This is a genomic window from Dysosmobacter sp. Marseille-Q4140 (genome assembly GCA_018228705.1).
GTDB lineage: Bacteria > Bacillota > Clostridia > Oscillospirales > Oscillospiraceae > Oscillibacter.
Map to the genome: position 1 here is coordinate 891,702 of CP073694.1, position 11,735 is coordinate 903,436.

10 protein-coding genes are annotated in these 11,735 nt (G+C 62.9%); 2 read left to right on the top strand and 8 right to left on the bottom strand.

The window, feature by feature from the left end; all coding sequences use genetic code 11:
- Positions 1-152: 152 nt before the first annotated feature.
- Positions 153-1,352: a hypothetical protein gene (locus tag KFE19_04375; GenBank protein ID QUO38751.1), complete on the top strand. Its 1,200-nt coding sequence runs from the start codon at positions 153-155 to the stop codon at positions 1,350-1,352.
- Positions 1,353-1,413: 61 nt separating this feature from the next.
- Here KFE19_04375 and KFE19_04380 read toward each other — a convergent pair whose 3' ends face one another.
- From KFE19_04380 to KFE19_04415, 8 genes are all read right to left on the bottom strand, one after another.
- Positions 1,414-3,165, bottom strand: a complete 1,752-nt coding sequence (locus tag KFE19_04380; protein QUO38752.1) for a Na+/H+ antiporter NhaC family protein — start codon at positions 3,163-3,165, stop codon at positions 1,414-1,416.
- Between the two features lie 375 nt (positions 3,166-3,540).
- On the bottom strand, positions 3,541-4,917 hold the full coding sequence (locus tag KFE19_04385) for a uracil-xanthine permease (GenBank protein ID QUO38753.1): 1,377 nt from the start codon (positions 4,915-4,917) through the stop codon (positions 3,541-3,543).
- Between the two features lie 268 nt (positions 4,918-5,185).
- Entirely contained in the window at positions 5,186-5,617 is a 432-nt protein-coding gene (locus KFE19_04390) for a DUF523 domain-containing protein (protein ID QUO38754.1), read from the bottom strand.
- Complete coding sequence (locus tag KFE19_04395; GenBank protein ID QUO38755.1) at positions 5,614-5,991, bottom strand: DUF3783 domain-containing protein; 378 nt, start codon at positions 5,989-5,991, stop codon at positions 5,614-5,616. The genes KFE19_04390 and KFE19_04395 overlap by 4 nt, the downstream gene beginning before the upstream one ends.
- Before the next feature lie 25 nt (positions 5,992-6,016).
- Entirely contained in the window at positions 6,017-6,484 is a 468-nt protein-coding gene (locus tag KFE19_04400) for an 8-oxo-dGTP diphosphatase (GenBank protein ID QUO38756.1), read from the bottom strand.
- Between the two features lie 116 nt (positions 6,485-6,600).
- Positions 6,601-9,189 (bottom strand): cation-translocating P-type ATPase, encoded by a 2,589-nt coding sequence (locus tag KFE19_04405; GenBank protein ID QUO38757.1) that lies wholly within the window; start codon positions 9,187-9,189, stop codon positions 6,601-6,603.
- Between the two features lie 233 nt (positions 9,190-9,422).
- Positions 9,423-10,781, bottom strand: coding sequence for an APC family permease (locus KFE19_04410; protein QUO38758.1), 1,359 nt, complete (start codon positions 10,779-10,781; stop codon positions 9,423-9,425).
- A gap of 134 nt (positions 10,782-10,915) precedes the next feature.
- Positions 10,916-11,368, bottom strand: coding sequence for a YjbQ family protein (locus tag KFE19_04415; GenBank protein QUO38759.1), 453 nt, complete (start codon positions 11,366-11,368; stop codon positions 10,916-10,918).
- Positions 11,369-11,453: 85 nt separating this feature from the next.
- On the opposite strand from KFE19_04415, the gene KFE19_04420 reads away from it, so the two are divergent.
- Positions 11,454-11,723, top strand: coding sequence for a Smr/MutS family protein (locus KFE19_04420; protein ID QUO38760.1), 270 nt, complete (start codon positions 11,454-11,456; stop codon positions 11,721-11,723).
- The last annotated feature ends 12 nt before the right edge of the window (positions 11,724-11,735 follow it).

Below are 11,735 nucleotides of genomic sequence, written 5' to 3' on the forward strand. Positions count from 1 at the left end.
ATTCCTCCGCATTTTTTGCATTTTGACGTAACTTTTACGCTTTTTCCATTGCATCACCCGGGGGTTTGTGGTATCTTGTACTATATAATTCTATCCGTATGTCCATATTGATCTGCTCGTATCAGTTTCCAGCAGGAGAGGAGGGATGGCATATGGAGATCCCGGATCTGCAGGTGCGGATGCTGGGCGGCTTCTCGATCCGCCTGGGCGGAAAAGAGATCAACGACAGCGATAACCGTTCCAGAAAAGTCTGGCTGCTGATGGCCTACATGATCTATTGCCGCAACCGTTCCATCTCTCAGGAGGAACTGGCGGATCTGCTGTGGGGCGAGGAGGAGCGCAGCTCCAACCCCATCAACGCTCTGAAAACCATGTTCCATCGGGTGCGCTCCCTGCTCAATCAGTTGGACAGCGCCGCCGGACACAGTCTCATTGTGCGGCAGGAGGGTACTTACGCCTGGAACCAAGAGGTCCCCTTTTCTCTGGATACCGACGATTTTGAGGCGCTCTGCCGTAAGGGCGCGTCCGAGGAGGACGAGGAGGCCCGTCTGGAGACCGATCTCCAGGCCCTTGCTCTGTACGGAGGCGATTTTCTGCCCAAGCTGTCGGCGGAACCCTGGGTGGTACCCATCTCCGCCTACTTCCACAATTTATACATCCGGACCGTCCAGGAGGTCCTTCCCCTGCTGGAGGGCCGCGGCCGCCTGGAGGAGGCAGCGGAGCTGTGCCGCAAGAGTGTGGTGGTGGAGCCTTACAATGAGCTGCTCTATCAGCACCTGATGCAGGATCTGCTGACCCTGGGCCGGCAGCAGGAGGTCATCTCTGTCTACGAGGACATGAGTCAGCTGCTCTTTGACAATTTCGGCATCATGCCCTCCGACGAGACCCGGGCCATCTACCGGGAGGCCATGCGCACCGTCAATGACAAGGCGGTGTCCATCATCACGCTCCGGGAGCAGTTGCGGGAGCCGGAGGGAAGCGCCGGTGCGCTGTTCTGTGACTATGACTTTTTCAAGGTTCTCTACCACGCCGAAGCCCGGGCCGTAGCCCGCAGCGGCGACGCGGTCCATATCTGCCTGCTCTCCGTCACCGGCGATCAAAACCAGGAGCTGCCCAAGCGGAGCCTGGACCGGTGCATGGAAAATCTCCAGGAGCTGATCCGCACCAGCCTCCGAAAGGGCGACATCGCCGCCCGTTGCAGTATCTCCCAGTACATCCTGATGCTGCCCCAGGCCAATTACGAAAACAGCTGCAGAGTCTGCGAGCGGATCATCCGGGCCTTCGGCCGCCAGTACCCCCACTCCCCCGCCTCCCTGCACTACTCGGTGCAGCCCTTGGAACCCAACGCCTGACGATGCGCAAAGGAGCCGCCCTCTTAAGAGGGCGGCTCCTTTTTCCTGTTTCAGCGGGATCTCAGGCCGCTCTTCCGGCCAGCTTGCGGATCACCAGCAGCGTCAGCAGCATCAGCACCACGGACACCGGCAGGGCGATGACGGCGTTGGGCACAAAGCCGGCGAAGATGTAGCTGACCAGGCTCACCGCCGCGGCGGTGATGGCGTAAGGCAGCTGGGTGGACACATGGCTGACATGGTCGCACTGAGCGCCGGCGGAGGCCATGATGGTGGTGTCAGAGATGGGAGAGCAGTGGTCGCCGCACACGGCGCCGGCCATGCAGGCGGAGATGCACACGATGGACAGGGGGTTGTCCATGGGGAACACGTTCTGGACAATGGGGATCAGCATACCGAAGGTGCCCCAGCTGGTGCCGGTGGCAAAGGCCAGCAGGCAGCCGATCACGAACACCAAGGCCGGCAGCAGCATCTGGACGCCGGCGGCGCTGCTCCACACGAAGTCCCGGACAAAGTACTTGGCGCCCAGGGAGTCGGTCATGGCCTTGAGGCTCCAGGCGAAGGTCAGGATCAAAATGGCGGGCACCATGGCCTTGAAGCCCTCGGGGATGCAGCCCATCATCTCCCGGAAGGACATGGCCCGGCGGACCATGTAGTACACGACGGTGAACACCAGGGCAAAGGCGGAGCCCAGCAGCAGGCCCACGGAGGCATCGGAACCGGAGAAGGCGTCCACGAAGCTGGCGCCGGAGAAGAAGCCGCCGGAGTAGATCATGCCGATGACGCAGCAGATCACCAGCACCACGATGGGCAGCACCAGGTCCAGCACACGGCCCTTGTCCTCCTCCATCTCCTCGTCCATCATGGCGTAGGGATTGGGGCCGGAGAACAGGTCGCCGGTCTCCCGGGCGTTGTCCTCAAACTTCTTCATAAGGCCGAACTCGGTCTTCATCAGCGCCATGCCCACCATCATGACGATGGTCAAGATGGCGTAAAAATTGAAGGGAATGGCCCGGATAAAGAGGTTCAGGCCCTGGCCGTCCTCGGCAAAGCCCGCCACGGCGGCGGCCCAGGAGGAAATGGGGGCGATGATGCACACCGGAGCGGCGGTGGCGTCGATGATGTAGGCCAGCTTGGCACGGGAGACCCGGTGCTTGTCGGTCACCGGCCGCATGACGCTGCCCACGGTCAGGCAGTTGAAGTAGTCGTCAATGAAGATCAGGATGCCCAGGACGATGGTGGCCAGCTGGGCGCCCACCCGGCTCTTGATATGCTGCTGGGCCCACCGGCCGAAGGCGGCGGAGCCGCCGGCCTTGTTCATGAGACACACCAGAGTGCCCAGGATCACCAGGAAGGCCAGGATACCCACGTTATACCCGTCGGAGAGCACCGAGACGATGCCGTCCTCAAACACGTGGAGGACCGTGCCCTCAAAGGAGAAGTTGGAGTACAGCAGGCCGCCGGCCAGGATGCCGATGAACAGGGAGGAATACACCTCCTTGGTGATCAGCGCCAGGGCGATGGCAATGATGGGGGGCACCAAAGCCCAGAAGGTATTGTAAAAATGGCTGGGGGACTCCACATAGCCGGTGCCGCCGCAGGCGGCGCAGACATTTTCGCCGCCGCAGCTTTCACATTCCGGGTCCAGTCCGTAGCAGTCCATACAGGCGCCGGAGGCGCCGCAGTCGGGGCACTCGATCATTTTGGTGCCAGGTTCCTCGGTGGGATCGCTGGCCGCCGCCGGAACGGCCATGGCCGCGCACAGCACCAGCACCAGCGCCAGCAGGGGCAGCAGTCGCCGCAGATGATGTCTCATGTTTTCTCTCTCCTTACACAAAAAAATGAAGCCATGAAGGTATCATGGCTTCACGCAGGCACGATATGGTTCCCACGGGTCATGACAGCGCTCCACCTTGGGGGTGACAGTCCGGCGGATGTTCTCCGGCGGCCCGGCCCCTCTCCGCCAGGCAGCGGAGCGAAGCCTCGGCGGGCTCCCCTTTCCCGTCTCCCCCGGTGTCCTGCCGTTGGGGATGGGTACTCTTGAAGTCCGCGCCTCTATCATGGATTCAGTTGCTTGTACATTATATAAGATATTGGAAAAAAGTCAACCGGAAACCTAAATTTTTTGCTGTTTTCTCCAAAAAACGTCTCCGGAGGCCGCGGCCTCCGGAGGCGGACAGGTCTTTTCCGATCAATACCGGCCCAGGGAGGCGGCCGTGTCGGAGGTCGCGGTCTTGCCGAAGTGGAAGTCGTTGCCGGGCAGAATGGCGTTGAGGACAATGCCGGCGATGGCGGCGATGGCCAGAGAGGTCAGGGTGATGGAGGCGCCGCCCACGTGGAAGGTCAGACCTCCGCTGAAACCCAGGCCGCACACCAGGATGACGGCGGCGATGATAAGGTTGCGGGAGTTGGTGAAGTCCACCTGGTTCTCCACCACGTTGCGCACGCCGATGGCGGAGATCATGCCGTAGAGGATGAAGCTGACGCCGCCGATGATGGCCGCGGGGATGGTGTTGACCAGATAGGCAAAGGCCGGAGAGAAGGACAGCACCACCGCGTAGATGGCGGCCAGCCGGACCACCCGGGGATCGTGGACCCGGGAGAGCACCAGCACGCCGGTGTTCTCGCCGTAAGTGGTGTTGGCGGGGCCGCCGAAGAGGCCCGCCAGGGAGGTGGCGACGCCGTCGCCGATGAGGGTCCGGTGCAGGCCCGGGTCCTCGATGAAGTTCTCGCCCACCGTGGCGGAGATGGCGGACATATCGCCGATGTGTTCCATCATGGAGGCGATGGCGATGGGAGCCATGACCAGGATGGCGGAAATATCAAACTTCGCCACGCTTCCGCCGAAATTCGTCACAAAGGGCTGGAAGCCCAGGATGGGATTCATGCCGCTGAGAAGCGTGGTATCCGCCAGACCGGAGAAGTCCACCATGCCGGCCACCAGGGCAACCACATAGGACCCCACCACGCCCAGCAGGATGGGGATGATCTTGATCATGCCCTTGCCCCAGATATTGGCCACAATGATGATGGCCATGGCCACCAGGGCCAGCCACCAGCAGGTGGAGGCGTTGGACACGGCGGAGGGGGCCAGGTTCAATCCGATCAGGATGATGATGGGGCCGGTGACCACGGGGGGCAGATAGTGCATGACCCGGTGGACGCCCACGGCCTTGATGACCAGGGCCAGCACCACATACAGAAGGCCCGCCACCACGATGCCGCCGCAGGTGTACTGGAGCTTCTCAGCGGCCTCCATACCGGCATAGATGCCGGCGTCCATCTCCGCCATGGCCTGGAAGCCGCCCAGGAAAGCAAAGGAGGAGCCCAGGAAGGCGGGGACCTTCAGCCGGGTGCACACATGGAAAAAGAGGGTGCCGAAGCCGGCGAAAAAGAGGGTGGTCTGGATGGACAGGGGCAGGCCGTAGCTCTGGACCAGGATGGGCACCAATACCGTGGCGCCGAACATGGCGAACATATGCTGGAGGCCCAGGATCAGCATTTTGGGCACGCCCAGGGTCCGGGCGTCCCGGATGGGGGCCTGGGATGCGGCAGTCTTTTCGTTCATTTGTTTTCTCCTCTCACTCATTGGGTTCTCTTCTCACAACACGGGCAAAAAAATACCGGCCCCTGGCCGGTCAAAAGGAAAAATGGGAATAAGAGGACACCGCCGCCAGCGCCGCCGTCAGGTGATGATAAGCCAGCATGGTGTTCCCTCCTCCGTCATTTGCCTCATTATACAGAAGCCTCCTTCCCTTTGCAAGTCTGGTTTTCCATGAGAGCCCCATAAAATCTCGGCAGAAAATTGTAAAAAATGACGAGGTGGTATGACCTCGTCATTTCAGCAGTTCGGATATTTGGGATTCTCCATATACCGCCAGCCCCTGAGCTGCCAGCAGTTCCGCTGCGACACCGTCCCCGGCGGTCAGGGTACCGGTGAAGGAGCCGTCATAGATCTGCCCATGGCCGCAGGAGGGGCTGCGCTCCTTCAGCACCGCGGCCTCACAGCCGAAAAAGCGGCACAGGGTCAGCGCCTCCTCCGCACCCTGGCGGTACTGCTCCGTCACATCCAGCCCGGCGGCGGTCACAACCGCCTCGCCCCGCCGCTCGGCAGGGGGACGGGGCGTGGCCAGGCCCCCCAGCTGCTCAGGGCACACCGGCACCAGCTCATGCCGCTCCGCCAGGGCCGCCGCCAGAGGGTGGGCCTTGGAGGCCCCGTCGTACCGGCAGCGGCAACCCAAAAGGCACGCGGAGATCAGCAGCCTCATGCCCGGCCCTCCATGGCCTGCCGCTCCCGCAGCAGCTCCCGGTGGAGCCGCAGGACGCTCCAGCCGCGGTTGTGGGGCGTGAGAACCGCTTTCAGGCACTCCGGCCCCGCGCCCGCCCCGGCCAGGGCCGGCAGCAGGGCGTCCAGCCGGTCCTCCAGGCCGCACAGCACCAGCATCCGTCCTCCCAGAGGCCCGCCGGCATAGGGCAGGGCGGCCCCGGGATCGTCGTCCAGTCCCGCCAGCACCGCTAGGGTCTTGTTGTAGTCCGCCTTTGCCACCGGCACCACCTCAGCCCCCAGGGGACCCACAGCGGACTCCACCGCCAGCACCGCCGGCAGCGTGTCAAACCCGAACAGCAACAGCTTTCCGCTCATGTCGTCTCCTCCTCTTGTCCGCTCTTCAGCGCAGCGCGCTGCCGTTCAGCACCGCACCGGTCAGCCGGTCGCCCTCGTAGCACAGCTTCAGCGAGAAAAAGGGCACATCCCGGTCCAGCAGGTCCAGAAAGATCTTGTCCCCCTCCCACATGGGGAGGCTGCGCAGGTCCGCCTTTTTGATCCAGGCCAGCTCCCCCTCGTCACAGGGGTGGGGCGTGCCGGTCCAGCCGGTGGCGGTGAACAGATGCATGTACTCCGTGGGCGCCTGGTCAGACACAAAGGTCACCAGCCCCCGATAGCGGTAATCGGTCAGGGTCAGGCCCGTCTCCTCCCAGGTCTCCCGGAGGATGCAGTCCTCGGGGCTCTCCCCCTCCAGGAACTTGCCGCCCACGCCGATCCACTTGTCGCGGTTGAGGTCGTGGGCTTTCTTGACCCGGTGGAGCATCAGGTATTCGTCCCCCCGCTCCAGATAGCACAGTGTGGAATTGATCACGGCCCCGCCTCCTCTTTTACCCTTATTATACGCAAAAACCGCCAAAAAGGGAAGCCCCTGAAAAAGCGGCACCGGCCGGAGGGGAAATCCCCTCCGGCCGGCAATTTTCAGAAGATTTACGCACGTTTTCCGTGCAGAAGAGCTTTGAGCAGCTGGATCACCAGCATGCTGCCGAAGGACAGTCCCACGATGATGCCCACCTGACCGGCGGACAGTGCCGCCACCTGGAACAGCGGCTCCAGAGGCGGGATCAGCAGCACTGCACCCAGCAGCACCACGCCCACGGCAAAGGCGCCCAGCAAAAAGCGGTTGTCCCAGAACCGCCGGGTCAGCAGCACCGGCCGGACGGACTTGCAGTCGAACCCGTGGAACAGGCGGCTGAGGCACAGCGTGGCAAAGGCCATGGTGCTGCCCAGGGCCGCGCCGCCGGCGCTGAGCCCCAGATGGAAGGCGGTGATGACGGCGGCAGCGATCACCGCGCCCTCCACCACCACGCTGGTGAGGAAGTCCCGGGTCAGGATCCCCTCCTCCCGGGGGCGGGGCTTCTCCCGCATGACGGCATCGGTGTGGGGCTCCAGTCCCAGGGCGATGGCGGGCAGGGAATCTGTCAGCAGGTTGATGAACAGCAGGTGCACCGCCGCAAAGGGCACCGGCAGGGCCAGCAGCGACGCGTACAGCACCGTGATGATGGCGGCGGCGTTGCCGGAGAGCAGGAACTGGATGGAGCGCTTGATGTTGGCGTAGACGTTGCGGCCGTTCTTCACCGCCTGGACGATGGTGGCAAAGTTATCGTCCGTCAGCACCATGCCGGCGGCGTCCTTGGCCACCTCTGTGCCGGTGACGCCCATGGCCACGCCGATATCCGCCTGCTTGAGGGCCGGGGCGTCGTTGACGCCGTCGCCGGTCATAGCCACCAGGCTCCCCCGCTCCTGCCAGGCCCGAACGATACGGATCTTGTGCTCCGGGGACACCCGGGCGTAGACGCTGACCTTGGGGACGAAGGCCTGGAGCTCCTCGTCGCTCATCTTGTCGATAACAGCGCCCTCCACCGCCTCGGTGCCCTCGGTCAAAATGCCGATCTCTTTAGCGATGGCAGCGGCGGTGACCTTGTGGTCGCCGGTGATCATGATGGGCCGGATACCGGCGGCGATACACTCCGCCACGGCCTTTTTGGACTCCGGACGGGGCGGATCCATCATGGCAATGAGGCCCAGCAGCGTCAGTCCGTTTTCATCGGCCAGGCTGACGGCGGGGCTCGTCACCGTCCGGCAGGCGAAGGCCAGGACCCGCAGCCCCTGGCTGGAGAAGCGCTCGTTGGCCGCCTCCACCTGGGCCCGCTCCTCATCGGAGATGACGCACCGGTCCAGCAGCACGTCCACGGCGCCCTTGGTGGCCATCAGAAGGCCCCCGGAGAGCTGGTGGACCGTGGACATCATCTTCCGGTCGGAGTCAAAGGGGATCTCTGTGATCCGGGGCCACTTGCTACGGGTGACCAGCTCGTCGAAGCCGTAGTCCTCGCCCAGGCGCACCAGGGCCGTCTCGGTGGGATCGCCCACCTCGCCGTGCTCATCCACAGTGGCGTCGCTGCACAGCAGAGCCGTCCGCAGCAGGGGCTCCTGAACGGGATCGTGGAAGTCCGCCTCCTCCGCCCGGATGATCTTGCCGCCGGTATAGAGGGCCTTAACCGTCATCTTGTTCTGGGTCAGGGTGCCGGTCTTGTCGGAGCAGATCACAGACACGCTGCCCAGGCCCTCCACTGCCTGGAGCTTGCGGATGATGGCGTTCTCCCGGGCCATCTTCTGGGTGCCGAAGGAGAGGACGATGGTGACGATGGAGCTCAGAGCCTCGGGGATGGCCGCCACCGCCAGGGCCACGGCAAAGACGAAGGCATTGACCACATCCTCCTTGCGCAAAAAGACGCTGACGGCAAAAATCGCGGCGCAGATGATCAAAATGCCGATGGAGAGTTTGCGGCCAAACTGGTCCAGACTCACCTGGAGGGGCGTTTTCTTCTCCTCGGTGCTCTTGAGCAGAGCGGCGATCTTGCCCATCTCCGTGTGCATGCCGGTGCCGGTCACCAGGAACTGACCCCGGCCGTAGGTGACGAAGCTGCCGGAGAACACCATGTTCTTCCGGTCGCCCAGGGGCACCTCCCCGGCGATCTCACCCAACTCTTTCTCCACCGGCAGGCTCTCGCCGGTCAGGGCGCTCTCAGCGCACTTGAGGCTGGCGCACTCCAGCAGCCGCCCGTCGGCGCAGACCGCGTCGCCGGCCTCCAGGGCCACCACGTCGCCGGGCACCACGTCCCGGCCGGGGATCTGGATGAGATGGCCGTCCCGCAGGACCTTGGCCGTGGGGGCGGACATCTGCCGGAGGCTGTCCAGAGAGGCTGTGGCCTTCACGGTCTGGACCGTACCCAAAATGGCGTTCATGGTGATGACCACCAGAATGACGATGGTGCTCTCCACATCCCCCAGCACCGCGGACACCGCCGCCGCCAGGATCAAAATGATCACCAGAAAATCTGCATACTGCTCCAGGAAGATCCGCGCCACACTCTTGCGGCCCTCCTCCCGCAGCTCATTGGGGCCGTACTGCTCCAGCCGCCTGGCGGCCTGGTCGGCGGTAAGGCCGCTTTCAGAGCTCTCCAGATCCCGGAACAGCTCCACCCGGCTGCGCTGCCAAAACTCCTTTTTCCCTTCCATAGCTTCCCTCTTTCCCGGCGGCAATCAAAAAGGCGAGGCTTTTGCGCCAATGCCACCGCATTGATGCAAAAGTCTCGCCGTTTCCATCCAAAAGCGGGGTTTTCACCCGTACTGACGCCATTGGATACACATTGCTGTGCCAGCTACTCCCTTTTGTCTATGGGGCATGATATCCCATTTTGCGCGGAAAGTCAAGGGGCAAACCAGCCAATTTTTTCTGAAAATTTTACGGATCAATCCGCTTTCCGGCGGTAGAGCAGGTTGCCTACCACCATGACCACGGCGTAGATGATGAGGTAGAACCACACCGTTTTGCCGTAGCCGGCGAAGGCGGCATACACCATGAAGCCGCAGCCGCAAAGGCCCAGAGCCGGCATCACGAAGCGGCGGAAGCCATTCAGATCCTTCGCCTTGCGCATGAACTGGATGAACATGGGCACATACATGGCGTACAGCGTGATGATAGGCAGCTCGGAGCTGTCGAAGCAGAAGGGACCGAACCACCCGCTGTCCAGGTTGGCGCCGTAGAAGAACAGCAGCCAGACCGCGTCCAGCCCCAGGCTGACGATGGCGGAGTTGGTGGGCATGTTGGTCACCGGGTCCACCTGGGAGAAAAGGTCCGGCCGGGGGCCCTCCCCCCGGACAGCCAGGGCGTACATTCCCCGGCAGCAGGAGAGCATCAGGCCGTTCAGCGTACCCGCGCAGGACACCACGATCAGGGCGAATACCGCCACGCCGCCCACGGGCCCCAGCAGCCGCTGGAAGGCCATCTTGGCGGCAGCCTCGCCGCTGGCCATGAGTTCCTCCGTAGTAACGGTGCCGTTGAGACCGATATAATAGAGGATATAGGTGGCCACCACGATAAAGGAGCCCAGGATCAGCGCCCGGGGGAGATTGCGCTTGGCGTCCTTCAGCTCGGCATTGATGGAGGTGGCCAGGATCCAGCCCTCGTAGGCAAAGGCCACCGCCACAGTGGAGGCCATAAGGCCCTGGCCGGTGGAGATAGAGGCAGTGGACATGGTGGCGAAATTCTCCGCCATATGGCCGTTGGCAAGGCCAATCACCGTGCCCACCAGGGCCATCAGCGCCAGGGGCACCATCTTGATGACGGTGGTGGACACCTGGAATTTACCCGCCAGCCGGGGAGAGAGCGCGTTGAGCGTATAGTCCAGGCACAAAAACAGCGCCGCGATGGTCATGCAGGCGCCGCTGGTAATCCGGTCCTGCCAGCCGATCAGCACGCAGAAGTACCGCGCGCAGATCCAGGCCAGCACTGATACCAGACAGGGGGTGTACAGCACCGCCATGAACCAGCCCACGTTATAGGCGTACCGGCGGCCCATGGTGGCCTCGGCATAGTCCACCAGGCCATTGACCTTCTCATACCGGGTAGCCATCGTGGCGAACACGTAGGAGCAGATGATCATGATGGCACCCACGATACCCCAGGCCAAAATGCCCAGCGGCATGTTGCCCCCCGTTTTGTTCAGCACCGTCTCCGCCTTGAAAAATACGCCGGAGCCAATGACGATGCCCACCACCATGCACACGGCGGTGGGCAGTCCGTATTTCTTTTCCAGCCGGTTGTCCATGTCGCGGCCTCCTTTACTATTTGCCCCTTTAAAGCGGCAATGCCATTTACGGCAGCAGAGGTAGGATACCACAACCCTGCACAAAATGCAAGCTGTTTTTCCCGGTTTTCTTCGTCAATGTGCAAAAATGCAGCTCACTCCCCCATGACCTGGAACACGATGTCCCGGACCCGGTCCCGGGTATCGCACTCCACCAGCGTCAGGTTCTGCCAGGGGCCTACCGTGATCTTTCCATTTACAAAGGGCACCGTGATGAAGGGGGACAGCAGGGCAGACTTGATATGGGAGGAGCCGTTGTCGTCGTGCCAGGTGTTGTGGTGCTGGTAGGGGATCACGCGGCCATGCTCGTCCAGATAAGGAGAGAATACGTCCAGGGCCTCCTTCAGATCGTGGTGGACGATGCCCGGCTCGAACTCCAGCGTGGTCAGGCCCGCCACGCCGCCGGTGGTGAAGCCGGTGATGATGCCGGCGGAGATGCCGTGCAGGCGGCAGGCCTCCGTCACCGCGTGCTGGAAGTCCTCCGTCACGTCGATCATACCCATGTGGGCCTTGGTGTGATAGGTTTTCGTCTCGGTGTAAACTGCCATGGTGCGCCTCCTTGCGTTTTTCTGCATTGTATCACATCCGCCGCCGTGTTACAATCAAGGAAACCACCTGAAAGGAGGCGCTGTCATGCGAGCCTTTGACGCCGGCCCCGGGGTCATTACGGCGGACCTCCACGGGAAGAACACCTATCAGGCCAAAATCACCGTGGACGCCCTGCTGCGCCGGGCGGGCAGCGGCACCTACCGCCTGCGGCTGATCCACGGCTGCCACGGCGGCACCGCCCTGCGGGACTTTCTGGAGGCCGAGTACCGGGGCCATCCAAAGGTGAAGCGGCTGCTCCGCTCCCCCGACGGCGGCGCCACGGAGCTGATACTGCGGGAGTACGCCGGGAAATAAATCTGCGCCGTT